The organism is Desulfoluna sp. CLI2B, assembly GCF_056847375.1.
Window position 1 is genome coordinate 1,070,551 of the sequence record NZ_CP186557.1, and the last position, 25,209, is coordinate 1,095,759.

Sequence of the window (25,209 nt, forward strand, 5' to 3'; positions counted from 1 at the left end):
TGCGGATGTGTTTTGCCCCCCGTTCCTCGGGTCACATCACATCCGCTTTTAAAGTAAAAATTCACTCAAAAAGATTTTTTAAAGCCTGTTTGTTCAACTTTTTAAACGTTTAGCCCCCGGCAGGGCCGCCGGAGGCATAAGCTGAACAGTTACGAATCAAGATAAAAAAGGGAAGGGCTCTGGAGCCCTCCCCTTTTCGTGCATGCTGGCAGAAGCTGCTTCAGTCCCGGTTAGAAATCGATGGCCGTTCCGTCGTAACAAGCCTGGTAGATGGCCTTGATCTCGTCGAAGGTGGGCTTTCTCGGGTTGAAGAGGGTGCAGGGATCCTTGAGGGCATGTTCGGTCATGGCATCAAGCTTCGCGTTCCACTCCGCCTCATCGATGCCGCACGCCTTAAAGGAACCGGCCACGCCGACGGATGCGGTCAAACCGGCGACCTCCTGGGCGAACTCCTCGGCCGTGGTTTTTCCGAACAGGGCTGCCAGGTCCCCGTACTTTTCGGTGACCTTGGCGTTGAAGCGGATGACGTTGGGCATAAGAATCGCATTGCCGCAGCCGTGGGCGACGCCGAAGGTGCCGCCCACCTGGTGGGACATGGCGTGGACAATGCCCAGCCATACGTTGGTAAAGGCCATTCCTGCCATGCAGGAGGCGTCGTGCATGGCCTGGCGGGTCTCCAGGTCTCCGGGCTCTGCCACGGCCTTGGGAAGGTTTTTGAACACCAGGTCGATGGACCCCTTTGCCAGGGCGTCGTTGTAACGGTCCGCAATGTTGGAAACGTAGGCTTCCACACCGTGGCTCAGGGCATCGAGACCGGTGTTTGCGGTGACGGTCTTGGGCATGCTGGCGCAGAGTTCACCATCGATGATGGCCACATCCGGGGTCAGCTCGTGGGACACGAGGGGGTACTTCACCCCTTTCTCGGTGTCTGTGATCACGGAAAGGCCGGTGATTTCGGTGCCCGTGCCGCTTGTGGAGGGAATGGCGACGAATGTCGCCTTGTTGCGCATTTTTTTGACACCGAAGGGTGCCGCCAGCTCTTCCAGTTTGGAGTCCGGGTTCACAGACTCCACATGGCCTTGGCCGCATCAATGGCGGAGCACCCGCCCAGGCCCACAATGATGTCGGGCTGCTCCTCGGTGAAGAAGGCTGCGCCCTTCAGGACGGTTGCAATGGAGGGGTCGGCTTCAACACCGGAAAACACGGCAGAGGTAATGCCGGCTTCCGTGAGAAAGTTGCGTTTGGCAAGGACGCCGTTTTTCTGGACAAACGCTCCGATGACGATGACGGCTTTGGTGCCTTCGACGTTTTTCAGGTTTTCAAGGGAACCCAGGCCGTGGAAGATATCTTTGGGGACAATAAAAGTGGTCATGATTTTTTCCTTAATTGAAAGGGTGTCTCTGGTTACTTGACGGGCACTCTTTTGCCCGACGAGAGGCACTAAACCTTTTTAAGGATTTCCTGTAAAGTAGGCACTTTTTCGTGTTTCAGTATGCTTTTGGGCAGATGTGGTTCCCAAAAGGGAACTATCTTTCGGTTTGGTTCAATTTCGTGTTATGGCACGGGATGCTGCGCACGGCAGATGGCTTTGCAGTAGGGGCCATTGCCGCCCCATTGGGCAATGATTATGATGACAAGAAAATGTGGTACGATGGATCACATCGAAGAAACGGAAGGCGGGAGGCGTATCATGCCGGAAGACAGGACCCATAAAGTGAGTTGCAGTTCCTATGTCAATGAGGTGGAGGTGGCCTTTGAGCTCCTCTCGGGAAAGTGGGTCCCGCTGATTGTCTGGACCCTTGCAACCGAAGGGACCAAACGATTTGGAGAGCTCAGGAAGATCATGCCGTCTGCAACCCAGAAGATGCTGACCCAGCAGCTGAGGGCCCTGGAAAAAAACGGGCTCGTCAGCAGGAAAATATACCCGGAGGTTCCGCCCGTGGTGGAGTACTCCCTCACCGAGATCGGCCGCAGGCTCAGCCCCATCTTAAAGGACCTCAACGCGTGGTCCAGGGAGTACCTTGACGGCCGGGAGGGCAAGGGAAAATAGATCGCCCTGCTTCCCGTTGAGGGGAGGAGGCAAATGAAAAAAAGCCCGCTGTCCGAAAGGCGTTCGGAAGGCGGGCTTTTTCTATTCTGTGAGGACAAGGTATTCGGGAATGGCGCGGTCGGGTGGGGCGTCGGGGAGAGCCGCCTCATAGCCCGGGGGCCTGATGGTGATGATGAGCATGGATGCTGAAGGGTCGTAAAGGGCAAGGTGCTCGGGGATGCCCAGGCCGCCTTCGCAGTGGAAGATACCGGAGATGTGCATGACAAGGGCGCCGGGGTGTTGATTTCTGGCCTCGGCAATGGACCAGGCCATGGTGGCGTCCCAGAGGGCCTGGGCGTCGGTGTTAATGGTGGACGGGGGTGATCCCGGGGTCTTGGTGCCGTGGGGATTGTCGTTTTGGGAGGCGTGGAGGATCTGTCGCTCAAGGGCCGCCAGCTTGGCGCGGTAGGCCGGAGATGCCCCCTCGTAGGGCAGGGGGGCGATCCAGGTTTTGGCCTCGGGGCTGAGTTGCTCAAGGGCCTCTCTGCCCTTGCGGGCCACCAGGTTTACGTAGCGCCTCGGGGCGTTGGCTGCAATGACAGGAGCCCCCTTCTCTTTGGCCAGATTGAGGGTTTGGCGGTAAGCGCGGGTGTAATTGCCCCAGGGGCGGGAGGCGGCCATGAAGTGCATCTCGGTGATGAGTCCCGAGAGGTACTCGTCGGTGACGCCCTGGAGGTCCCGGGCCAGCATCTCAAAGGACAGGATGGCCCCGGGCGTTGTCCCCATGGCGGTCCGTTTTTCAAGGAGTCCTTTGAAAAGGGCATATTCCAGGTGATGGGCCGAGGGGTTGTCGTGGGTCTCCCCCACCAGCACCACATCGGCCCGGGCGGCTTCGGAGAGAAGGGCGTCCTGGCTGATTCGGGTGCCGTCCGGGGCAATGATGGTGTATCGGGGCGGTTCCATGGCGGCGCGGCCGGTGCCCAGGCATCCGGCGGCAAACAGGAGGGTTCCCAGAAAAAGGCCCAGGGTGCTTAAGGCTCGGTTCATGGCTGAACTCCCGTGGCTGGCGGGCCCCCCGGCACAGGGGGAGCCCGCGTGGGCATCGGCGGGTCAGAAGTTGCGGTGGATGCGGATGTTTCCGCTTTCGATGCGGCGGTTAAAGGCGTCCCTGGCCCAGGCCTTGATACGGGCCCTGGAGGCGGGGATCAGAAGGAGAATCCCGGCGACGTCGGTGAGAAGGCCCGGAGTGACCAGGACGATCCCAGCGATGAGGATCATCAGGGCGTCAATGAGCTCTTCCGTGGGCATGATCCCCTGGTCCATGCACTCCCGGATCTTGATGACGGTCTGGAGCCCCTGGATCTTGGCAAGAGATGCCCCGGCAATGCCGGTGCCGATGACCAGGGCAAGGGCGGCAAAAGCCCCCATGAACGAGCCGATCTTAATGAGGAGCCACAGCTCGATGACGGGGACCAGGGTAAACAAAAGAAAAAGACGTAACACCATGGGGACAGTCTCCATATGAATCCGTGAAAGTAACCCGCAGTCGTGCGGTTTCACCACAAGATGAGACCGATCCCGTAAATGTCAAGCAAGGGAAGGGATGCAGGATACAGGGGAAAAGGCCAAAAGCGCCTTCTATGGTGACCGTGGGTGAAAAAAGCAGGTCCCCGGCGGCAAGGTGGGGGCACCTTGAAACCTATGGCGAATGCATGGAGGTCGTCATTATGCAACCGTTTTTGCGGCAGAGGCCTATTTCATTTTACTGGAAACACGATGAAGGGGCTTTGGGAGTCACTTGAGTTTAACTGGAATAACCTCGGCGAAAACTCGAAATGCTGGCCTCCGGCAGGGGCGCCGGAGGCCGTTTTTGAACCGTGCTATCGTTTGCTGCGCGGGTGCTTCTTGATGGATTTCAGGAAGCGGTCCACGCGGGTCTTGACGATGGGAAAATCTTCCCCGCGGTCGTCGATGCAGTCTCCGTCGATGGTGAGGATGGGGATGCCCGCTTTTTTGAACATCTCGTTTTCCATGATGGAGCCACCGTGGAAGTGCCGGCACGACTTCGGGTAGTAGGCGATGATACCTTCGGTGTCCTCGGGGATCTCGTCGATGGCGATGCCCGTTCGGGCCGTCACCGAGGAAAAGGCCGGGTGCAGTACCGTGCGCCGTGCAATGGACCGGATGGGGTCCGCCGGGTCCAGGGGCTCCCAGAAGGCGTAGTTGACCTGGGAGGCGGAGATGTCGATGCGCTCGTCCAGGTAGGTCATGAGAGGCGTCTTGAAGTAGGGACGCAGGTGGAACCAGGCGATGCGGGGACGGCTGTCGTCGTCTGCCGGTGCCGTGCTCCCCTTGTACTCCTTGCAGCGGGACTTGTAGACGTCCACGATGCGTTCTGTGCCCCAGGTCTGCATGAGGTTGGCCGCGTAGTCCAGCTCCCGCACCCCTTTCTTGGCCGCTGTGCGCTGCTGGAGCACCACGTCGTTGCCTTCGTTGAGCCAGGTGCGGGCTTCGTTGGTCCACCGGATGACCTGGCGCAGGGCTTCGTCTTCCAGGGTGAGGCCCGTGTGCTCGGTGACGAAGGCCACCATCTCCAGAAGCTGCTCGTAGACGTAGTCCACGCCCTCTTCCACCCGTTTGATGTCCTTTTCATCCGTGCTTGCGGCCAGGTCGTAGAGGCCGTAGGGAATGTCCAGGATAAACTCCGGGCGCTTGTATTTGTGGGCGGCCAGTTCGGCGTACTTGGCCGAGGGGTCGCACAGGTGGGTGGAGGTGATGAGCACATCCGGGGTGGGGAAGATGTCTTCGATGACGCCCCCTGCCACGGTTTTCATGAAGGAGCACAGGTCCCCTGAAAGTTCGTGCCTCCTGGCCTCCATGCGCTCCCGGGCTGCCCCGGTCATGGCGAGCTGGGAGGCCACCATCTCCGTGGTAAAGGGGAGCAGGCCCATGGCGTACATGATCTCCGTGGGCACAAAGAGGCTTCGCCAGGCCACGTTGTGGTAGGCAAACTCCCCGTTGGTGTTGAGGTTGTAGGCGTTGAAAAACTGCTCGGTGTTGAGGTACCCCCGCTTTGCCGAGGGGGAGAGGGTGTCAAAGGCCTTGGGAAAGGCCATTTTAACGGCATCCCCGGGCTCGATTCCCTCCAGGCCGTTGACGCGGAGCAGGTTTTGTACCTGGGCTTTTCGCTGCTCCGTGTTCTCTTCTTGTATTCATCCCCTTCTGGCTCGGTTCATCGGTTTCTCTTTCGTCTTTTTTTGAGTCTCTTGATAAATGACTGCACCTCACGTTCGTTGATCTCGGAGCTGATGTCGCCTTCGAGGACCTTCATGGGCACGTCCACGGGGATGTCGTTTTTCAAAAGGGCCCACTGCATCTGCATGTTGGCGCAGAATTTCATGGAGTAGTAGAGGACCCCGTCCACCCGGTATTCGGTGATGAGGCGCTGGATCTCCTCGATGGCCTCCCGAGACTTGTCCCCGAGCATGCGGGGGCAGGGCGTACCGGAAAGGTAGAGGCTGGCCAGCTCTTTGTACGGGTCGTCCGACGGGGCCGCCTCGCCGGTAAAGGCCCTGAGGCCGGTGCACATGTGCTCCACCACGGAGACGCCGCCGGTGGCCTCGATGGTTTTAATAAGGGAGCCGTTGCCCGGGCCGCCGATGACCATGATGCGCGGGGCGTCCTTGTCTCCGGTCTGGCCTTTTTTCTCGGAGATGAAGGCTTCAAGGCGGCTGTTGAGCTCCTCCCTGGGCATGTCCCAGGAGTCGGTGATGAGGGCCTCCACTTCGCGTCCGGTGACGGCTGTGGCCTCCTCTTTTCTCAAGGCGTCCACCTCGCGGAACAGGGCCCGCGTTTTGTTGAAGAGGGCCATGGAGGCCCGCAGGGCCTCGTCGGTGATGGGGCCGGCGTGGGCCTCCACATCCTCTTTCATGCGCCGCAGGCCCCCTGCAAAAAAGGAAACGCTGGCATTGGTGACCACCTTGGGCACATCCAGGAGGTGGAGCATGGCGGGCTTGATCTCGTCCTGGCGATAGAGCCAGCCGTCGGCCAGGCGCCGCATGCACTCGCAGGAGTGGGCGATGACCACGCCGGAAAGGGCGTCGTAGGCCCCGGTGAGGGCGCCTCCCATGGAAGAGCGGACGTAGGAACAGATGGAGTCCCCCAGGACCACGTCTTCATGCTCGGCCCCGGAATCAGATTTGATGCCCACGGGAAGGGCCCCTGCCGCGTGGAGAATCTCCAGGGGGGTGTAGGTGCAGAACCATCCTATCTTTTTCACTGGGCCGACCTTTCGGCCGAGGAGGCCATGGGAGTGGCTGCGTAGGCGTCGCAGGCGTAGAGGGTTAAGTCATCTCCCCCGCCCCTGGACAGGTGAACCAGGTCCTAACATGGTTGTTGCAGCCCAGCTCCTGGGCACGGGTGCATTCGGTGAACTCCGAGGTGATCCCCTGGATGGTCTCAATGCCTCGGAAAGAGCCCCTGTCTTCCACTTCGTCCCGGGCAAACAGGGCCATGCCGATGGCACCCATCACCTTGTGGTGCATGGGGACGTAGAGTTCGACCTTTTCGCCACGGGCTTCGCTGAGGAGGTCCTCCAGGGATTTTTTCACCCCGATGTTGGAGGCCACGCCTCCCTGGAAAGCAATGGGGGTCTTGAGGTGCTTTTTGTTGATGCCGAGGGTGGCGTAGAAGTTCATGGCCAGGGAGCGGTGCAGCCCTGCGATGATGTTCTCCTTGGTGTTGCCCTTGGCCTGCTCGGCGATGAGGTCGCGGCCCACGAAGACCGTGCACATGCTGGAGAAGCTGTAGGGCTTTTTGGCCTTGAGGCCCGTCTCTCCGAATTTTTCAATGGGAATGCCCAGCCGGTCGGCCTGGGCGTCGAGGAAGGAGCCGGTGCCTGCGCCGCATTTTTTGTTCATGCCCGCTTCATCAAGCTCGCCGTCTTCTATGTACATCACCTTGGAGTCCTGGCCGCCGATATCGAAGATGACCTGGGTGTCGGGGAGAAGATGGAGGGTGGCTTCGGCGTGGGCGTCCAGCTCGGTCTCGTAGACGTCGGCCCCCAGAAGGGCCGAGGAGATCTCGTGGCCGCTGCCGGTGACCCCGGAGCCCAGGATGTCGATGTTGGCCGGGAGCTTAGCCGACAGGCGGGAGAACGCTTTTTTGATGTTGTTGATGACGTCCCCTTCGGTGAGGGTGTAGTCGGTCTCAAAGACGACGCCCGCTTCATCCACAAAGGCGATGTTGATGGAGATGGAACCGGCGTCAAGGCCGATGAAGCCTTTGACGGTGTCGGTCCAGTTGCCCGAGACCAGGGGGAAAGCCAGGGCGCGGCCCTTGTCGCAGATGTATTTGTACGCGGGTTTTTTCAGCCCCTTGATGAGCTCGTCGATTTTCTGGAAGGGAGAAGAGGGAACCGGGTCCGAGGCTTCGGCCTTGATCCAGAGGTCGGAGACGGTGGTGCTGATCTCCACGCGGGAGCCGTCTTCACAGGTAAAGGAGGCCACCTCTTCGCCTTTGATGGCGTGGTCCCGCGACTCTTTTTTCAAGGTGTCGATGACCGGTGCCACAGATTCCCAGGCCTCCTGAACGCGGTCTTTGGCCTTCTGGAGAAAGAGGTAGGGGATCCTGTAGAAAATCTGTCCCGGAGTTCGGGGCAGGGACGCAAAGCCTGCGCCCGTATGTCCTGAGAGTGTGCCGTTAGGTGTCATGCAGTGTCTCTTCTGTTTTAGTGGGTATATGTTTTTGGTTATGAACCGTAGTTTTTGTTAGAAACGACGTTTGAATTGTGCTCGCCGAACAAGACCAACCCAGGTCTCCCGTGGTGCTGCCTTAACCGACGTTATGCGACAATATTATCGTGTTTTCAAGGCGTTGCCCGTATGTGGGAAAATGTTTGTGGTATCGAAAGAGGATTACCATAAGATTCTTCATTCGACAAGGGTGGAATGAAAAAGGGGTGGTCAGGGTGGTGTGTGTTTTGAAACCCATTGAAAAAATGATGAAAACCGTCATTGGTTGAAAACGTCTGCGGGGGGTGTATGATGGGGCATGGGATCTGTGGGGGGATGACGCCCTGTTTCGGGTGCGAGCCGTGTTTTCTGCGGCAAGAGCTTGAGATCGGAGGAGATCTCCTGTACAAAAGGTCCCGCCCGATGAAAGTAACCTGGTTATCTGGCGTTATCCCCCGGTTTCAAATCCGTCATTGCCCATAGGCCGCCCTGAAGGGGCGGCACCAAGAAAGGAATATTCGATGCACAACGGCAGCCACCGTGATCCCCGGAGACGGGTCTAACTTCATATTATTGATTCGGCACTACAGATTCTGGACAAAGCCGGATGCGATTTTGAGTATGAGTTTGCTGACGCGGGCCTTGCAGCCCTGGAAAAGCACGGCGAGCTCCTGCCCCAGCGCACCCTGGACCTCATTGAAAAGAACGGGGTGACCCTCAAAGGGCCCCTGACCACGCCCATCGGCAAGGGGTTCACCTCCATCAACGTCACCCTGCGCAAGCAGTTTAACCTCTACGCCAACCTGCGCCCGGTGATCTCCTTTAAAGGCACCCAGGCCCGCTACGAGAACATCGATATCATCACCGTGCGTGAGAACACCCAGGGCATGTATTCGGGGCTGGGCCAGACCGTGTCGGAAGACGGGTGCACGGCAGAGGCCATGAGCCTGGTGACCCGTGAGGGGGCCGAGCGCATCGTTCGTTTTGCCTATGAGCTGGCTCGGAAAGAGAAGCGGAAAAAAGTCACCATCGTCCACAAGGCCAACATCCTGAAGTCTACCTCCGGGCTGTTCCTGGATGTGGCACGGGAGATCAGTGCCGGGTACCCCGACATCGAGACCGCCGAGATGATCGTGGATGCCACCTGCATGAAGCTGGTCATGAACCCGGAGGAGTTTGACGTCATTGTCACCACCAACCTGTTCGGCGACATCATCTCCGACCTGTGCGCCGGCCTCGTCGGCGGGCTGGGCATGGCCCCCGGGGCCAACATCGGTGACAACGCGGCCCTGTTCGAAGCCGTCCACGGCAGTGCCCCGGATATTGCGGGCAAGAATCTGGCCAACCCCACCTCCTGGCGCGACCCGCTCATTCAGATGCTGGAGTACCTGGGCATGCAGGAGAAGGCCGAGGCCATTCGACGGGCCGTCACCGCCGTCATCGAGGAAGGGGACCGCACCACCCGCGACCTGGGGGGCTCCCACGGCACCACGGATTTTACCCAGGCCGTCATGGACCGCCTCTGATCCGGATGCCTCATCCAGGCAACAAGTCCCTGCAGCCACATCGGTCATGCCTCCGGCGGTGCGCTTTTTAAAAGGCGCCGCTCACCTTGCCGCCGGAGGCACCGGTTTTTTCCTTTCAGGCGCCCGCATCCCTATCCGGTTTTTCACCTCAGGGCTAGGTATATCTCCTGTCCGATATTCTTTCCTTAATTTTGTCTTTGCGTTTTTTGCTTTGTGTCCTCTGAAAACATTGACATACGGAGCTTATGGGGTATCATCAAGGGCAATGAACCCATGGATGGTGTGTGTCGGAATCAAAAAGGTCGCAGTCAGTATTGTTAATAAAGTTCGGGCTGATGCAAAAGCAGAGTGGACACCTGTCGTGGGATGGCATGGCGCCGTAAACGGTTTTCCATGGCGTTTCTTTGCATGGCTGTTTTTTGACCGGGTTTCAATGGGTTTTGTCGGTGTGTTTGACTGGTATTTCAACGGTCTGGTCCGGGCAAGCGCCGGGCCGGAGCCCATGCAGAGAAAGGACATGCAGGATGATTTTGGACAGACTGAAGATTGGGACCAAAATACTGATTACATTTTTGTTGGTCGGTATTGTGCCCCTGGCCGTCATCGGTTCCGTTTCCGTTTTGAAGTCGAGTGAATCCCTCTCAGAGCAATCCTTTGAAAAATTGAAAATTGTCCAGGAGATTAAAAAAGCCCAGGTCCGGGAGTATTATGCCGGATGCCTGGGAGACATCTCTGTTTTGTCCAAGAACTACGCCCTGTCCGAGGCCCTGAACCGTTTTCCCATGCTGTTTGACGAAGAAGGCAACGTCAACATGGATGGCTACGACTTCTACGACACCCGATACGGGGAGTCCATGAAGCTTGCCGTCCAGGAGTACGGGTACAACGACCTGCTGCTGATCCAGGCCAACGGGCGCATTGTCTACTCGGCCCGGAAGGCCCCGGATCTCGGCAAGTCCGTGCTGGAGGGCCCCCTGGCCGAAACCCATCTCGGGCGGGCCTTTGCCCTGGGGCTCAAAGGGCTGGCCACCACGGACTTTATGCCGTATGCCCCTGCGGACAATCAGTCCATTGCCTTTATCCTGGCCCCCATTTCCGTTGTGGATAACATGACCCAGGAGACACGGGTCACGGGGCTTGTTGCCCTGAAGCTCGATAACGGCCAGCTCAACAGCATCGCCATGAGGCGTGAGGGCATGGGAGAGACCGGGGAATCCTTTCTTGTGGCCCGCACAGGGGAGGGGGCGGTGTTCCGAACAGACACCCGGACAGGCAAAGCCGGTGAGCAGGCCTTTTTCGCCTGCCTGGACGACGCCTCTGCCCAGGAGAGCGGGGCAGGGACTTACACCTACAAGGGGGAGCAGCAACTGGTCTCCTACGGAAAGCTGGGTATCGACGGCCTGGACTGGATCATGATCTCCAAGATTGACGGACATGAGGCCTTTGCCGCCGTTCGCCAGCTCAAGACCCTCATCGGGGTTGTGGTGCTGCTCGGGGTTGCCGCCATCGTCTGTGTGGGCTTTTTGATCGCCCGCTCCATCACGCGGCCCATTAACGATATTGCAGCGGGAATGAAGGATATTGCCGACGGCGAGGGAGACCTGACGGTGCGCCTCAACGTCAAGGGGAAGGACGAACTGGCCGAGCTTTCCCACTGGTTCAACACCTTTATCAACAAGGTGCAGGAGATCATCCGGCTGGTGTCCGAAAGCGCCGAAAAACTCAACGGGTCGTCCACCGAACTTGCCCAGATCTCCCATGTGATGAGCGAAGGGGCCGACGAGGTCTCTTCAAAGTCCGGCACGGCGTCGGCCTCCTCCGAGGAGATGAGCGCCACCATGCAGTCCATTGCTGCCGCCACCGAACAGGCCTCCGCCAACATGAGTATGGTGGCTTCCGCGGCCGAGGAGATGACGGTGACCATCTCGGAGATCTCCGAGCACTCCGACACCTCCCACACCATTACCCGGGAAGCTGTGAATCAGGCAGGGAGCGCAGCCGCCAAAATGAACACCCTGGGTCTGGACCCAGAAATCCGCCATGTTTCCGAGGTCGATACCGAGATCTCCGAGAAGATCAATCTTCTGTCCCTCAATGCCACCATCGAAGCGGCCCGGGCCGGAGATCCGGCTGCGGGTTGCCGTGGTAGCCGACGAATTGCAGGACCTGGCCGGTCAGACAGCCGGGGCTACCCAGGAGATCCGCAGCCATATCGAAGGGATCCAGAACTCCACGGCCGAGACCGCCGGGGAGATCGGTCAGATCACCCAGGTCATCGACAAGGTCAACGGCATTGTCACCACCATCGCCGAAGCGGTGAAAGAGCAGGCCGTCACCACCCAGGAGATCGCCGGGAACGTGGCCCAGGCCTCCACGGGCATTCAGGAGGTCAACGAAAACGTGGCCCAGAGTTCCCTGGTCTCCAACAGCATTGCCGACGAGATTTCCCAGATCAACCGGATCTCCGGTGAAACCTCGGCCAGCAGCACCCGGGTGAGCGATAGCGCCGAGGCCCTGTCGGGCCTGGCCACCGAGGTGTCCGATCTGGTGGGGCGATTTCGGGTGTAAAGGGTTTGTATTTTAGACTATGGGCACGCCTGTGTGAAGGTGGCTGTTCGTCCATGGTGGCAAAGTCAAATGGCTGAAAAGTGGAACATGGAATGCACGATTGTCTCTCCCTTTGGGTGAGCCGATCAGGGGGCTGCTGCCCTGTTGAGATAAAAAAAGCCCCGGGCAGGCAAACTGCCCGGGGTTTTTTGTCTCGCGAGGGACACGTTTCGGGAGGAAGGGATACGTGGCCTCGTGGTTCTGGCCCGGTGTCTCGAATTGCTTGGGTTGCTGAAAAACGGGTTAATGCGTGTATTCGATGATCTGGACGTCCGGTCCGATCTTTTTGATGATGGCGTCCCTCATGTTTGCGTAGTGGGGGCAGGGGTAGCCGATGGGGTTCCCCTTGGAGATGCAGGAGGTAAAGACAATGGCCTCGGCGCCTCGATCCACCATGATCTTGGCCCGGGAGATGGCCCGCTTGCCGGGGCAGCCTCCGCAACTGACAAACCCGACAATGTCGACGGGGCCCGTCTCCTCGAAGGCCAGCGTTCCCTGGGTGGCGGCCTTGAAATCCGTGGTGCCGGGGCACATGTCCTCTGTCTGCTGGCAACGAATGATTCCGACTTTTTTCATCTGCGTGTTCTCTTTCCATTGATTGCGTGTGGTTGTTACAGGGGCCGGGGACGCGGTTTCTCCCTTTGCCTGAAAAGGAGCAAGGCACCTCGAAACCTGATTTCAGACTGTCCCGGTAATCCGTACCACGAATACTAGTCGCTATCAAGAAAGATAAATGGTATTCCCTGGCAGTGAACTGCCCCCCGGAACCGCATGATCGGGTGTTGCTATTTTTACGATTCGCATGTAAGTGGATGAACCGAAACGGCAAAACAGAACATGGGCCGGGGCCTCGGTAACATACGCCAGCCCATGGCTGGGCGGGCAAAAACCGCCGCATTGACGGGCCGGTATATCCACAGGTAGCGTACCTGTGGCAAACCCTCTGACGAGCCGAGAATTCCGTGGCTGTGGGAACCGTGTACCCCGCAGGCACCATGACCCGAAGGGAAACGAATGAAATTCGATCAATACTATATATCCGACGATATCAAGAAGAACCTGGCCCAGCTCGGCTTTAAGCGGCCCACGGACATCCAGTTCAAGGCGATCCCCTCCATTCAGAAGGGAGAGGACGTCCTGGCCATCGCCCAGACAGGCACGGGTAAGACGGCGGCCTTTGCCATTCCCCTCATCGACAGGATCCAGCGGGGCAAGAGCAGCAAGCGCTCATACGGTATCCGCTGTATCGTCATGGTGCCCACGCGGGAACTGGCCGCTCAGATCGGCGAGGTGTTCGACAGCCTCTCCCGCCACACCAAGGTCAAGACCTTTGCCCTGTACGGCGGGGTGGAGCAGGATGCCCAGATCAAGAAACTCCAGGACGGCATCGACGTGCTGGTGGCCACCCCGGGCCGCATGTTTGACCTCATCAGCCAGGGCTATATCCGGCTGAACCGTATCGACACCCTGGTGCTGGACGAGGCGGACCGGATGCTGGACCTTGGGTTCATCGACGACATCCGTTTCGTGAAAAAGAAGATCACCCGAAAGCACCAGACCCTGTTTTTTTCGGCCACCATCAATGAAAAAATCAAGAAACTTGCCTTTTCCCAGGTAAAGAGCTCGGCCATCCGCATTCAGCTCTCCCCCGAGGACCCGGTCTCCAAAAACGTCTCCCATGCGGTGATGTTTGTGGAGATGGACGACAAGCGCTTTTTTCTGGAACGCTATGTGCGGGACAACCCCGAGAGCAAGCTGGTGGTGTTCGTGCGCACCCGGGTGCGGGCCGAGCGCGTGGCAAAGGCCATGGGGCGCGTGGGCATTGACGCCGTCTCCATCCACGGGGAAAAAGAGCAGGCGCAGCGCCTTGAGGCCATGAAGGCGTTCAAGGACGGGGCGTGCCGGATGCTCATTGCCACGGATGTGAGCGCGCGCGGTATCGATATTCCGGACGTCACCGCCGTGATCAACTACGACCTGCCAGAGGTGGCTGAGAATTACGTCCACCGGGTGGGCCGGACCGGTCGTGGTGTGAATAAGGGCGTGGCCCTCTCCTTTTGCAGCAAGGAGGAGAAGGAACGCCTGGAAGAGATCCAGGAATTCATCGGTAAAGAGGTCGAGGTGCTCCACGTGGGAAAAACCGACTACGCCCGGACCCTGCATTTTTCCAATGAGCTGTCGGCAGAGGAGCTCATCGCAGAGAACGAAGCTTTCGAAAAAAGCCGAAAGAGAAAAAAGAAGCGCAGGTAAGGTTGCGCGCCGTTCCGGGCGGCACCTTAAGGGTGTCGGTCCGGACGGCGGCGGTCCCTGTTGCCATGAAAAAATAAAGAAACCGCAGTGGCGGGACGATATCATGGAAAGGCGTTTTGATGTGAACGGCGGTGCCCCGGTTGAGGCCGGGGAGCGACAAACCGGAAAATGACCGCTGGCTGGGGGGAGTAGCGTGAGGACATATCCAGGGCCCTGGAGAGGGTGTTGCTGTTTGTTGCGGGGGCTCAATGCGATGGTGCTGGCCGTTGCGGCCGTGTGTCTGTGGGGGGGCAGTCAGGTGTCAACTGTCTGTGCCGCCGATACGGTGCGCGGTGCCGGGAGTGTGTTGTTCCTCGGCAGCTTTTTCTCTACCATCCCAGTTATCCCACCTTTTTCAGACAGGTGGAGGGGATCCGCTCTGTCTTCTCTTCCCGATCCATCCATTTTGATATCGAGTGCATCGACACAAAGCGGTTCGCCCCCCCGGAAATCAAAGCCCATTTCCATGACCTTCTCACCTTCAAACTGTCGCGTCTCCCGGCCTACGATCTCATTCTGGTGGGGGACGACAACGCCCTTCATTACGTTCTGGATCATCAGAACGACCTGTTCCAGAACATTCCCATGGTCTTTTTCGGGGTGAACAACCGGCGGCTTGCCCTCGAACAGAACGAAAATCCGCTGGTGACCGGTGTGGTGGAGTCGGTTGCCCTCTCCGAGACCCTCTCCCTTATGGCCCGGTTACAGCCGGATGTCCGGCGTATCGTGGCCATCGCGGACAACACCGTAAGTGTCAAAGGCGTGCTGGATCACTTCCATGCCGCCGCCCGGGAGTTCAAGTCCGTCCAGTTCTCCATGCTTTCCCTTGAAAACCTGAGCTTTGAAGAGTTGGCAGAGGTGCTGAAGACCTTTGACAACAGGGACGCGGTGCTGCTGCTGTCCGCCTTTGTGGACCGCACCGGGCGCCGCATCGATTTCGACCATGCCCTGTCTCTGGTCACGGAGAACCTTGCGTCTCCCCTGTATCACCTCTGGTATCACGGCATGGGGCAAGGGGTGATCGGCGGCAAGCTCATCAGCCACTTTGACCAGGGGGAACGGGCCGCGGAGATGGCCCTTGAGATCCTGTCCGGCACGCCGGCCTTTGAGATTCCCGTGGAGGCTGAGAGCCCCCATCGTTTTGTGGTGGACCCGGAGGCCATGGAGGCCAGGGGCATGTCTCTTTCCCTGATTCCCAACGGCGTGGACCGCTATCGCAATGTCGAGCCGTGGGACAGCTCCTATGGGCTCTACACCCGTGTTGCCCTGGGTGGCATCGGCGTGTTTTCCTTTCTCGCCTGCGTGTTGGCCGTCATTGCCTTTCACCGGCGGCGTGCCGATGAGCAGGTGGCCAAAAGCGAGCTGAGGTTCCGTCGGTTGACCCGACACATGGAGGAGGTGTTCTGCGTGGGATCCATGGCCACGCGGGAGATCCAGGAGATCAGTCCAGCTGTGGAGCATATTCTGGGGCTGTCCCCGTCAAAGGTCCGCCGCAACCCCACCCTGATCCGGGAGGCCATCCATGAGGAGGACAGGGAGTCCTTTTTTGCCTACCTGGTTCGCCTGCAATCCGGCCAGGAGGGGATGGAGTCCATTGAATTCCGCATGCGGGATGTCAAGGGGCGGCTGCGGTGGCTCCGCTTCAGGGGCTTCAGCATCGAAGAGGCCGGTGACAGGGACTCCAAGATCGCGGGCATGGCCTCGGACATCACCGATGCAAAGCAGGAGGATACCGCCATGAAGGCCCTGGTGGAGACCCTTGCAGGGCGCGTGGAACAGGACTTCTTCGATGGCGCTGTTCGTCAGCTCTGCGCCTTTTTGGGGTGCGACACTGCCATTATCGGTGAGATCCGCGAGGACAACATGGTCCAGACCCTGGCCATGGTGAAGGACGGGTACATGAAGGATTCCATGACCTATCAGCTCATGGGGACCCCCTGCTTTGAGTCCATGAACGAGGGGGTCTGCATCTACCCCGAAGGGGTCCGGGATCGGTTCCCCGCTAACTCCATGCTTCGCCAGCTGAGCTGGGCAAAGTTTTCTGGGCTTGCACCGTTGCGAAATCACAACGGAAAGATCATCGGGGTGATGTGCGCCATGTCGAGGACCCGCTTTTCCATTCCCAAGCGGACCCAGGAGGTGGTGGCCATCCTGGCCAAGGGCATCGCCAACGAGATGGAGCGCCTTGAGAGCGAAAAAGAGAAAAAAGCCATGGAGATCAGCCTGATCCGCTCCCAGAAGATGGAGGCCATCGGCACCCTGGCAGGCGGTATCGCCCATGACTTCAACAATATTCTTTTCCCCATCATGGGGTATGTGCAGATGATGCAGGAGGAGATCTCCGCGTCGAGCCCCCACGGTCGATACCTGAACAAGATCCATGCAAGCTCGTTGCGAGCCAAAAAATTGGTGAACCAGATCCTTGCCTTCAGTCGCAAGGGAGATCAGGTCTTTGAGCCCGTCATGATTCCAGAGGTCCTCACCGAGGTCATGGAGCTGGTGCGTGCCAGCCTGCCGGCAACCATCGACCTGCGGGTGCATGTCACCGGAGAGATTCTCCCCGTGATGGGAGACGCCACCCAGATCCATCAGGTGGTGATGAATCTCGTGACCAATGCCTACCATGCCATGGAGGGAAGGGGCGGCTGTATCTGGGTGACCCTGGCTCCGGGGGGCAGGCCCGGGGCTTCCGGTGTTTCCCTCACCGTTCGCGACACCGGGGGGGGCATCGAACCAGCCGTTCTGGACTGTATCTTTGACCCCTATTTTACAACCAAGCCCAAAGAGAAGGGCACAGGGCTCGGCCTGGCTGTCGTGCACGGCATTGTGGAGAACCACGGGGGGGAGATTGACGTAGAGAGCACCCTCGGGGTTGGCTAGGGGGCGCCCTGAGTCCCACCTTCCCCTACATGAGTCGGCCTGCGTTGAAGAGGACGTCTCGGATGTTTCCCCCGCCCCCGAGGGCCATGAACACATCCTGGTTGTAGACGATGAGGAAGAGGTGTGCATGGTGGAGCGGATGATGCTTGAGAGGCTGGGTTATCGGGTCTCGGTGGCGTCAAGCGGCCTGGAGGCCCTTGATCTTATTGCCGCCGATCCGGATTCGGTGCAGCTCATGCTGACGGATATGACCATGCCCCAGATGACGGGCCTTCAACTTGTGGCCCGGGTGCGCGAGATGGGATGCCTCATGCCGGTGCTTCTCTGCACCGGGCTTAAGGACGCAGCCCAGGAGCGGGCCTCCAAGGGGCTGGGGGTGCTTGGTATCGTGAAAAAGCCGGTGAGTATGGGCGAGCTTGCGGACCAGGTGCGACAGGCCCTGGATACGGCGAGGGGCTGAAAGGGCGTCGGGCTGTGTGCGGGCACCCCGCGGGCATGTGCCGCGGGATGCCGGTTTTACTTGGTGCCGAGGCCTTGGGGCCATGGCTTAGATGCTTGCAAATACTTCTCGAAGGGCGTCTGCCACCTGGACGTAGCTGACGTCGGCGTCGGGGTAGATGGTGTCAAAGCGGGCCTGGAGCTCAGTGGCCAGGGGCTCCCTGAGGGCGGGGTCTACCTGGGCGATTTCGGCCAGGGCGCTAAGGGACTCGCCCCCGCCTGATGCGATGTCCATGGCAAGGCTGTCCATGTTGCCCGCAACAAAGGTGTTGATGCGCTGGTCGATGGCGAATTTTGTGGGCTCACCGCACTCCAGGGTGCCGGATGACATGCCGAAGGTCTGGTTGCCGCAGAGGCTGTTGAGGAAGGTGCCCAGGAGGTTCCAACCCAGTCCCTCTTTTTCTCCTATTGCTACCCTTCCCAAACCACATCCACAATCTTCAGATACCGTTTTGCCGTAAGTGGTACCGACCAACATAAACAGAATACCCAACGTGATAATACACTTTTTCATGGTTCTCTCCTGAAATGAAATGGTAGGTGAACGTGCCGCAAGTAAAATACGTTTACCGCGCTTTGCGGCAAGGGGGGAGTAAAGCTACGACGACAATATATGTAAAAAAAAAGATTTATTCAAGGGCTGGCTTTCCTTCTGCGAGATTTCGCAGTGTTGCGGCGAGCTTTTCCCTGTAGATGTCTCGCCATGTCATGAGGGCATCTGTGTGGACTTTGACGGTCCACATGGTCTTGGGGGAGGCGGCGGCGTCGTAAAGGCGACGCCCGTGGTCGTAGGGGATCACGCGGTCCTTGGTACCGTGAATGATGAGTACCGGGGTGGGGGATAGGCGTTCAATGACCGGCCCGGGGCTGTGGCCGTTGGTGGCCATGACAAAAGAGAGGGGCCACTTGAGCCACTTCAGAACAGGAATGAGCCCGATTTTATCTCGCGCGATGGACCGGTAGGAAAAAAACGCACTGTCCACCACCACCCCCTTCAGGGGCACGTCCGGTGTTGCTGCCGCCGCAGCCACGGCATTAGCGCCACCCAGGCTCTGGCCAAAAGCGATGAGGCGGGACGGGTCTACATCCGGGCGGGAGGCCGCGTACTTAAGAGCCGCCACAGAGTCCTCGAATACACCCCGCCTGCCGGGTTTTCCCTCAGAATCCCCATACCCCCTGTAATCAAAAAGGAAGAGGTTGAACCCCGCTTCAGGGAGCCACTCGACAAAGCCGTAATGGTTGGAGATATTGGCCGCGTTGCCGTGGAAGTGGATGACCGTTCCGAAAGGATCTGCCTGGGACGAGGCGATGAACCAGCCCGTGAGGCGGGTGCCGTCGAGGCTTTCAAAGGTGACCTCTTCGTAAGGGCGGTCCGGTGTCTGGTAGAGCCGGTTGTCCGGGTGGTAGAAGAGCCCGTTGGCGCAGCCGGTGAGAAAAAGAAGGAGCAGGACGATGAATGGGGTGTGACGTTTCATGGCAGATTCCAGTCTTGTGATGGTTGCTGGGCAGGCAGGCTCGTTATAGCACATGTCGCGAATTTGTGTTGACTGTTTTACATGTGTAGTATTGATTTTTCATGTATGATGTGGGACCGTTGGTGGCGTCGTGCCGGGACACCCTGAAGGCAAGGGCCGGTGCATTCCAGATAAACCTACAAGGAGGCGGTTCCATGGGCAAGGATGCATACATCATCATCGCAGAGAGGATGAATCGGAATCCCATGAGGGTTCCCCGGGTCGAGGGCGAGTTCACCCCTTCGTTTATTGAATACCTCAAGCTTGTGTACACCCCGGAAGAGGCGGAGGTGGTCCGGCATCTGGATGTGCTTCCCGCCTTTGTTACCTTTGAGCAGGTGGCCGAAGCCTCCGGTCTTTCCGTGGATGAGGTGGGGCGCCGCATCGAATCGGCCCATCACAAAAACGCCCTGGTGGGCATGGGGACCATGTTTTGCCTCCCTCCCATTCCCGTTCTCTTGAACCTCCACCATTTTTACAGCGACTTAAGGGAAGACGACCTCAAGTCCATCACCCTCTATCGCGATTTTTTCATCGACAAGGGCTACGGTCGCTACTACGAAACCAGCGAAGCGGGAAGCCCCGTGTTCAGGACCATCCCCGTGGAAGAGGCCATCCGGTGCGGGGAAAAGGTCATGACCTCGGAGGAGGCCCACAGCTTTGTTGAGAGCCTGTCCACCGAGGATTTCGTCATGGTGCCCTGTCCCTGCCGGACCCGGGCGGAAAAGGCCGGAGACCGGGAGTGCCGGGACAAGTTCCCCATCGGCAGCTGCATCATGATCGGTTTTACGGCCCTTCACTTCGAGAGCATCGGCCTTGGAAAGCGCGTGACCCGGAAGCAGGTCCTCTCTTACATGGACGAGATGATTCGCCTGGGACTGGTACCCAACACCGAGAACGTGGAAAAAGAGAGCTCCACCATCTGCCTTTGCTGCGAGTGCTGCTGCTCCCAGGTGCGGGGGCGGACCCGCTGGGACAACCCCGAGTCCATCTCCCCCTCCAATTTTGTGCCCAAGGCAAACGACGATTGCGTCATGTGCGGCCAGTGCCTGGATCGCTGCTTTTTCGGGGCCCTCTCCCTGGACGAGGAGGCCGGAAAAGCCGTGGCCGATCCCACGGCGTGCATCGGCTGCGGCGTCTGCACCTTTGCCTGTGAGGCCGGGGCCCTCAAGCTGGAACGCTTTGAACGCTCCACCCCCTTTGCCTCCACCGGCAAGATGCTCAAAGCCTTCCAGGCAGAAAACACACCTTAATGGGACGTGTCTCCGGCGGGCAGGGGATACATCCCCTGCACCCCAGGGGCGCGAATGCTACCGACCTTTGTTCCCCAGGTCCATCGCATTCGCTGACGGGCTTCGCCCGTGGTGAACGGCAAGGCGTATTCATTTGCTGTCATGGGGTCAACATGTTTACGGGATAGGAAAATCTGCCTCCGGCGGCCCTGCCGGGGGCCAAACTTTTAGCCTGATTTATAAAACCGGGTTTGACAAACAGGTTTTGCCCAATTTTCTCAAAGCCTTCGCGGATGTCCTCGCCCTGAGGAACGAAGGGCGAGGACATCCGCAACCTGGGGTCCAGGGGGTCATCCCCTGGCCGCCGGAGGCATGCTTTTTCCGGCGCTTTTGACCATAAGAAGGCCTGTTTTTCCAGCCACGTTGATCATAGGGCACACGATCACCTATTGTCGAACCGGCCCTTCTCCCGTCTAAATCGCTTTTTATTCTCTTTCCAGCTCTCTTTGTCTTTTTTGCCGTTCTTTTGTTTGTGGGGAGTGGCCGGCAGGTCGTCGGGGTCGGGAAAGATGCTGCCCGGGGCGGGCTGCACCTGGGGCTTGGGTTTCTTTTTGGCGGTTTGTTTCTTGGGTTCGTCGGCTTTGGGAAGGCCCGGGCCGGAGAGGGCTTTGGCCGGGAGTTCGTGGGCCAGGTAGAGGTGGTCGGCGGCCTTTTGAAAGACAATGCCGTCGTCTTCGGCCATGGGCACATGGACGGTGAGAATGACCGGGTCGGGATCGATGCGTTTTCCGAGGCGTCTGGCAAAGGCCTTGTCTGTTGTAAGGCGGATGAGGGAATCGTCCGTGGGAGCGATGCCCCGTGCGTGGACCCTGGGCCAGGCCCTGCGGCGGATGACGGCGTAGAGTTCGCCGGGGATTTCGGCTTCGTAGCGGGGTAGTTCCAGGCGGCTCCGGTCTGCGGCGCGGATTTTCTTCTCCATTACCTCCACAGGGCAGGGAGAGACGGTGAGGCACACCTCTTTGATGTGGCCCTCCCGGATGTGTCGCCACCCCTCTTCTTCGGTGACGGCCTTGAGGAGTTCCTTGATTTTGACGTATCCCTCTTCATCGGGGACAAGCCCGAACTCATACGGGTTCACCCCCAGGGTGTAGGAGAGCATTTTTGCGAAGGCCTTGGCTGCTTTGATCTGGCTCATGATGTCACGTTTCCGATGTGTCCCTGCCGCTCCCACCACGAATTGAAAATGGCTGTTGCATTTTAAGCCGTTGATGGTAAGTCAAGAGAGTCTGTTTCTAAGGACGAGCCGGGCTCCCTTTTGCCTGCGGCTCCGACCCCGTATTTTGGTTTCCATGATGGCCCTAAAAAAGTCAGGGCACTGATTTTTGCCATCGCATCATAACACAAGGAGCTTTGAACGCGTATGGATACAACATCAAAAGCGCTTTTTGACCGGGCACAGGTCGTGATCCCCGGTGGTGTGAACAGCCCGGTAAGGGCCTGCAAGTCCGTTGGACGGGACCCCCTTTTTATTCAACGCGCAAAGGGCGCCCGGGTGTATGATGCCGACGGCAACGGATATCTGGACTACGTAGGCTCCTGGGGCCCCATGATCCTGGGGCACGCCCCGGAGCGGGTGAATGCGGTCTTGCGAGACGCCATTGAAAAAGGAACCAGCTTCGGCGCTCCCACCGAGATGGAGATCGAACTGGCCGAGCTGGTCATCGACACCGTGGCTTCCGTGGACGTGGTGCGCATGGTGAACTCCGGCACCGAGGCCACCATGAGCGCCATCCGCCTTGCCCGTGGCTTCACAGGCCGGGACGTGGTAGTCGTTGATCAGCTGCTGCCGGCCACGCCGACTCCTTTCTCGTGGCAGCCGGTTCCGGCGTGGCCACCTACAACATCGCGGGCAGCCCCGGTGTGCCCGAAGACACCATCAAGCACACCCTCTCCATTCCTTATAACGACATCGACAAGGTGCGTGAGGTCATGACCTCCATGGGGGATCAGGTGGCCTGTATCATCGTGGAGCCCATCGCGGGCAACATGGGCTTTATCAAGCCCCAGAACGATTTCCTCAAGGTCTTAAGGGAAGAGACCGAAAAGCACGGAGCCCTGCTCATCGTGGACGAGGTCATGACAGGCTTCCGCGTGGCCCTGGGCGGCGCCCAGTCCCTCTACGGCATCACCCCGGATTTGACCACCATGGGCAAGATCATCGGCGGGGGTCTCCCCGTTGGCGCCTACGGCGGCCGGGCCGACATCATGGCCCACATCGCCCCCAGCGGTCCCGTCTACCAGGCAGGGACCCTCTCCGGCAACCCCCTGGCCATGGCCGCTGGCATCGAGACCCTGAAAGCCATCCGGGAGCCCGGTTTCTACGAGGCCCTCTCCGCAAAAACCACCCGCCTGGTGGACGGCCTGAAAGGTGCCGCCGCCAAAGCAGGCGTCCCCTGCACCGCCGACACCGCGGGCTCCATGTTCGGCCTCTACTTCACCGCCGGACCCGTTGCCAACTTCGAGGATGCCAAGACCTCCAACCTCGATCTCTTCAGCGCCTACTACAACCGCATGCTCGAAGAGGGCATCTACCTTGCGCCCTCCCAGTTCGAAGCCGCCTTTGTCTCGGCTGCCCATACCGACGAGGACATCGACGCCACCATCGCCGCCGCCACCAAGGTGCTGGGCGAACTGGCCGGATAGGCAGGGAAAGAGCCTGAAGCATGCCTCCGGCGGCGAGGTGTGCCACCTCGAAAGCGTATTGCCCTTGCGATTTTTCCTTCGTACCTCAGGAAAAATAGTAAGGCCGGTGCCGTAGTATCCCCTCGTTCCTCCGGTTACATCACATCCGCAACCTGCTTTTAAGATCTGAATTAGGTACGAAACAAAAAAACAAGCATTCGATAACCTGGAGATATGATGCAGAAGACACCCCCACATCACCTGAAATCCTCGTTGAACACAATCCCCGAAGGGGTGAAGCGCGTGCATCTCATTGCCGTGTGCGGCACGGGCATGGGGGCCCTGGCCCTGATGCTTAAAGAGATGGGCCTTAAGGTGACCGGTTCTGATAACGGGATCTACCCGCCCATGAGCGATCTGCTCGCCGACAACGGGATTACCCTGCTGGAGGGGTTCAAGGCCGAGCACTTAGGGGATGCCGATTTGGTGGTGGTGGGCAATGCCATCCGCAAGGACAACCCGGAGGCATTGGCCTTAGGTGAGCGGGGCCTTCCTTACTGCTCGTTTCCCGAGGCCGTGGCAGGTTTCTTTGGCCGTGGAAAGCGCACGGTGGTGGTGGCAGGAACCCACGGAAAGACCACCACATCGTCCATGATGGCCTGGGTGCTGGAGCATGCGGGCAAGGATCCCAGTTTTATGATCGGGGGGGTGCTGCAGAATTTTTCCCGCAACTGCAAGGTGGGCAAGGGCGAGTTTCTGGTAGTGGAAGGGGACAAAGGTACAAAACACGCGTTTTAATGGCAACCAAGTTTCTGCACTACGACCCCGAGGTGACGATCCTCACCAGCGTGGAGTTTGATCACGCCGATATCTATGACGACCTTGCCGATGTCATGGGGTCTTTTCGAAAATTCATGGGCCGTCACCGTCCCGGGGCTGCTGTGGTGGCCGGACCCGGCACACACGTGACCGAGGTGACGGCCGACGCTCCTTGCGAGGTGTTTACCTACGGACTCAACGGAGACCCCCTCTGGCGTTCCGAAGTCTTGACAGCCACGGCACCGGCCACCTGCTTCCGCGTTTTTTACCAAGGGGAGCTATACGGGGAGTATACCCTGCCCATGCCCGGGGGCCACAACGTGAAACGCCGTGGCCGTCATCGCGGCCTGTCATCGCCTGGGCCTGGATCGGCGCGAGGTGGCAGACGCCCTTGCCACGTTCAAAGGGGTCAGGCGGCGTCAGGAGATCCGTGGAGAAGAGGACGGCATTCTGGTCATGGACGATTTTGCCCATCACCCCACGGCCGTTGCCAGCACCCTTGGGGCGGTGCGCTCTTTTTACCCGGACCGGCGGCTTGTGGCCATCTTCGAGCCCCGCACCAACTCCAGCATGCGCAATGTGTTCCAGGATGCCTATGCCACGGCCTTTGACTCGGCGGACCTTGTGTGCGTGCGCACCCCGCCCAACCCGGAGAAGGTCCCCGAAGGGGAGCGATTCTCCTCCGATGCCCTGGTGAGTGCCCTTTCGGCCTCGGGTAAGGAGGCACACTGTTTTCCTGACGCTGGGGCCATCGTTGATTTTTGCCGGGCCAACGCCCGGAAAGGAGACCTCCTCATGGTGATGTCCAATGGCGGCTTTGAGGGAATCCACGGACGCCTGCTGGCCATGCTGGAAGCCCGGGAGACGTGCGGGACCGCATGATCCCGGGGCCTTAGTCCTTGCACCCTTAAGATGTATCGTATTACTATTTGGTTTATTTCCCGGTGACGGCCTCATGAGCCCGCACGCCGTTTTGTGTTATTCCCACATTCATGTATGGACGACGGAGCCCATCCTTATGTTGAAGACCCTCCGGCTCATCAGCAGGGCTTATTTCGCCGTTTGTTTTCCCGGCGCAATCGCGACGACATGATCATGGGGGAGGTGTTGACCACCCGTGACGTGATCACGCCCGCCGAGCTGGAGACTGCCCTGGACGTGCAGAGAGACCGGCTGTTTCAGCAAGGGGTGGCCGTTCCCCTGGGAAAGGTCATCGTGGAGCTCTCCTACGCCACGGAGGAGGAGATCGTCACGGCAGTCAACGAGCACTACCGTATCCATGTCACCTCCCTGTTAAAAAAAGACAATACTCGCAAGCTGATCCGTGGCATCGGCGATTCCCTCACCGGGAGATATTCCCGGCCCCCCCGCAGGATCCCATCTGGCTCCAGCTCTCGGTGA

At 59.1% G+C, this 25,209-nt stretch carries 24 protein-coding genes and 3 pseudogenes; 16 read left to right on the top strand and 11 right to left on the bottom strand.

Going from position 1 to position 25,209, the window contains the following annotated elements:
* Positions 1–230 precede the first annotated feature (230 nt).
* Together ACOYW2_RS05295 and ACOYW2_RS05300 are read right to left on the bottom strand one after the other, a co-directional pair.
* Positions 231–1,064: an iron-containing alcohol dehydrogenase gene (locus tag ACOYW2_RS05295; RefSeq protein ID WP_482769661.1), complete on the bottom strand. Its 834-nt coding sequence runs from the start codon at positions 1,062–1,064 to the stop codon at positions 231–233.
* Positions 1,061–1,372: an iron-containing alcohol dehydrogenase gene (locus ACOYW2_RS05300; protein ID WP_482769662.1), complete on the bottom strand. Its 312-nt coding sequence runs from the start codon at positions 1,370–1,372 to the stop codon at positions 1,061–1,063. The genes ACOYW2_RS05295 and ACOYW2_RS05300 overlap by 4 nt, the downstream gene beginning before the upstream one ends.
* Positions 1,373–1,690: 318 nt before the next feature.
* Here ACOYW2_RS05300 and ACOYW2_RS05305 point away from each other — a divergent pair, with 318 nt between their 5' ends.
* The gene (locus tag ACOYW2_RS05305) at positions 1,691–2,050 is read left to right on the top strand and encodes a winged helix-turn-helix transcriptional regulator (RefSeq protein ID WP_482769663.1); all 360 of its coding nucleotides are present in this window, start codon (positions 1,691–1,693) and stop codon (positions 2,048–2,050) included.
* Positions 2,051–2,131: 81 nt separating this feature from the next.
* Here the strand turns inward: ACOYW2_RS05305 and ACOYW2_RS05310 are convergent, their stop codons facing one another.
* The 5 genes from ACOYW2_RS05310 to ACOYW2_RS05330 all read right to left on the bottom strand — a co-directional run bounded on the left by ACOYW2_RS05310 (position 2,132) and on the right by ACOYW2_RS05330 (position 7,740).
* Positions 2,132–3,076, bottom strand: coding sequence for a ChaN family lipoprotein (locus tag ACOYW2_RS05310; RefSeq protein WP_482769664.1), 945 nt, complete (start codon positions 3,074–3,076; stop codon positions 2,132–2,134).
* Between the two features lie 63 nt (positions 3,077–3,139).
* Complete coding sequence (locus ACOYW2_RS05315) at positions 3,140–3,535, bottom strand: FxsA family protein (protein ID WP_180145809.1); 396 nt, start codon at positions 3,533–3,535, stop codon at positions 3,140–3,142.
* 374 nt (positions 3,536–3,909) lie between these two features.
* The gene (locus tag ACOYW2_RS05320) at positions 3,910–5,145 is read right to left on the bottom strand and encodes a 2-hydroxyacyl-CoA dehydratase (protein WP_482769665.1); all 1,236 of its coding nucleotides are present in this window, start codon (positions 5,143–5,145) and stop codon (positions 3,910–3,912) included.
* A gap of 116 nt (positions 5,146–5,261) precedes the next feature.
* The gene (locus tag ACOYW2_RS05325; RefSeq protein WP_482769666.1) at positions 5,262–6,308 is read right to left on the bottom strand and encodes a 2-hydroxyacyl-CoA dehydratase subunit D; all 1,047 of its coding nucleotides are present in this window, start codon (positions 6,306–6,308) and stop codon (positions 5,262–5,264) included.
* Between the two features lie 64 nt (positions 6,309–6,372).
* Entirely contained in the window at positions 6,373–7,740 is a 1,368-nt protein-coding gene (locus tag ACOYW2_RS05330) for an acyl-CoA dehydratase activase (RefSeq protein ID WP_482769667.1), read from the bottom strand.
* A gap of 593 nt (positions 7,741–8,333) precedes the next feature.
* On the opposite strand from ACOYW2_RS05330, the gene ACOYW2_RS05335 reads away from it, so the two are divergent.
* The 5 genes and pseudogenes from ACOYW2_RS05335 to ACOYW2_RS05355 all read left to right on the top strand — a co-directional run bounded on the left by ACOYW2_RS05335 (position 8,334) and on the right by ACOYW2_RS05355 (position 11,855).
* Positions 8,334–9,287 (top strand): isocitrate dehydrogenase, encoded by a 954-nt coding sequence (locus ACOYW2_RS05335; RefSeq protein ID WP_482770983.1) that lies wholly within the window; start codon positions 8,334–8,336, stop codon positions 9,285–9,287.
* 46 nt (positions 9,288–9,333) lie between these two features.
* Entirely contained in the window at positions 9,334–9,921 is a 588-nt protein-coding gene (locus tag ACOYW2_RS05340) for a hypothetical protein (protein ID WP_482769668.1), read from the top strand.
* A gap of 778 nt (positions 9,922–10,699) precedes the next feature.
* A pseudogene (locus tag ACOYW2_RS05345) lies at positions 10,700–10,960 on the top strand (HAMP domain-containing protein); the annotation flags it as partial.
* Positions 10,961–11,381: 421 nt separating this feature from the next.
* Positions 11,382–11,642: pseudogene (locus ACOYW2_RS05350) on the top strand (hypothetical protein); the annotation flags it as partial.
* Positions 11,643–11,687: 45 nt separating this feature from the next.
* Positions 11,688–11,855 (top strand): hypothetical protein, encoded by a 168-nt coding sequence (locus ACOYW2_RS05355; protein WP_482423893.1) that lies wholly within the window; start codon positions 11,688–11,690, stop codon positions 11,853–11,855.
* 282 nt (positions 11,856–12,137) lie between these two features.
* Here ACOYW2_RS05355 and ACOYW2_RS05360 read toward each other — a convergent pair whose 3' ends face one another.
* A complete protein-coding gene (locus tag ACOYW2_RS05360; protein WP_180145826.1) occupies positions 12,138–12,470 on the bottom strand; it encodes a CGGC domain-containing protein in 333 nt (110 codons plus the stop codon).
* 438 nt (positions 12,471–12,908) lie between these two features.
* Here ACOYW2_RS05360 and ACOYW2_RS05365 point away from each other — a divergent pair, with 438 nt between their 5' ends.
* The 3 genes from ACOYW2_RS05365 (at position 12,909) to ACOYW2_RS05375 (ending at position 17,523) form a co-directional block, all read left to right on the top strand.
* The gene (locus tag ACOYW2_RS05365; RefSeq protein WP_482417126.1) at positions 12,909–14,144 is read left to right on the top strand and encodes a DEAD/DEAH box helicase; all 1,236 of its coding nucleotides are present in this window, start codon (positions 12,909–12,911) and stop codon (positions 14,142–14,144) included.
* 225 nt (positions 14,145–14,369) lie between these two features.
* Positions 14,370–17,063 carry a sensor histidine kinase gene (locus ACOYW2_RS05370; protein WP_482769669.1) on the top strand — a complete coding sequence of 898 codons (2,694 nt, stop codon included), beginning with the start codon at positions 14,370–14,372 and terminating at the stop codon, positions 17,061–17,063.
* Positions 17,056–17,523, top strand: coding sequence for a response regulator (locus tag ACOYW2_RS05375; protein WP_482769670.1), 468 nt, complete (start codon positions 17,056–17,058; stop codon positions 17,521–17,523). The genes ACOYW2_RS05370 and ACOYW2_RS05375 overlap by 8 nt, the downstream gene beginning before the upstream one ends.
* Positions 17,524–17,610: 87 nt before the next feature.
* On the opposite strand, the gene ACOYW2_RS05380 is transcribed toward ACOYW2_RS05375, so the two are convergent.
* The gene (locus ACOYW2_RS05380) at positions 17,611–18,075 is read right to left on the bottom strand and encodes a DUF3015 family protein (protein WP_482422022.1); all 465 of its coding nucleotides are present in this window, start codon (positions 18,073–18,075) and stop codon (positions 17,611–17,613) included.
* A gap of 115 nt (positions 18,076–18,190) precedes the next feature.
* A complete protein-coding gene (locus ACOYW2_RS05385; protein WP_482769671.1) occupies positions 18,191–19,036 on the bottom strand; it encodes an alpha/beta hydrolase in 846 nt (281 codons plus the stop codon).
* A 194-nt stretch (positions 19,037–19,230) separates the two neighbouring features.
* Between ACOYW2_RS05385 and ACOYW2_RS05390 the strand changes: the two genes are divergently transcribed.
* Positions 19,231–20,328, top strand: a complete 1,098-nt coding sequence (locus tag ACOYW2_RS05390) for an ATP-binding protein (RefSeq protein ID WP_482769672.1) — start codon at positions 19,231–19,233, stop codon at positions 20,326–20,328.
* 421 nt (positions 20,329–20,749) lie between these two features.
* Here the strand turns inward: ACOYW2_RS05390 and ACOYW2_RS05395 are convergent, their stop codons facing one another.
* On the bottom strand, positions 20,750–21,502 hold the full coding sequence (locus tag ACOYW2_RS05395) for an RNA 2'-phosphotransferase (protein ID WP_482769673.1): 753 nt from the start codon (positions 21,500–21,502) through the stop codon (positions 20,750–20,752).
* A gap of 225 nt (positions 21,503–21,727) precedes the next feature.
* Here ACOYW2_RS05395 and ACOYW2_RS05400 point away from each other — a divergent pair, with 225 nt between their 5' ends.
* The 6 genes and pseudogenes from ACOYW2_RS05400 (at position 21,728) to ACOYW2_RS05425 (ending at position 25,209) form a co-directional block, all read left to right on the top strand.
* On the top strand, positions 21,728–22,300 hold the full coding sequence (locus ACOYW2_RS05400; protein ID WP_482769674.1) for an aminotransferase class III-fold pyridoxal phosphate-dependent enzyme: 573 nt from the start codon (positions 21,728–21,730) through the stop codon (positions 22,298–22,300).
* Positions 22,195–23,010: an aminotransferase class III-fold pyridoxal phosphate-dependent enzyme gene (locus tag ACOYW2_RS05405; RefSeq protein WP_482769675.1), complete on the top strand. Its 816-nt coding sequence runs from the start codon at positions 22,195–22,197 to the stop codon at positions 23,008–23,010. The genes ACOYW2_RS05400 and ACOYW2_RS05405 overlap by 106 nt, the downstream gene beginning before the upstream one ends.
* Before the next feature lie 213 nt (positions 23,011–23,223).
* On the top strand, positions 23,224–23,787 hold the full coding sequence (locus ACOYW2_RS05410) for a Mur ligase domain-containing protein (protein WP_482769676.1): 564 nt from the start codon (positions 23,224–23,226) through the stop codon (positions 23,785–23,787).
* Positions 23,787–24,071: pseudogene (locus ACOYW2_RS05415) on the top strand (Mur ligase family protein); the annotation flags it as partial. The gene ACOYW2_RS05410 and the pseudogene ACOYW2_RS05415, both read left to right, overlap by 1 nt.
* A gap of 67 nt (positions 24,072–24,138) precedes the next feature.
* The gene (locus ACOYW2_RS05420) at positions 24,139–24,690 is read left to right on the top strand and encodes a glutamate ligase domain-containing protein (RefSeq protein WP_482769677.1); all 552 of its coding nucleotides are present in this window, start codon (positions 24,139–24,141) and stop codon (positions 24,688–24,690) included.
* 213 nt (positions 24,691–24,903) lie between these two features.
* Positions 24,904–25,209, top strand: coding sequence for a hypothetical protein (locus ACOYW2_RS05425; RefSeq protein ID WP_482769678.1), 306 nt, complete (start codon positions 24,904–24,906; stop codon positions 25,207–25,209).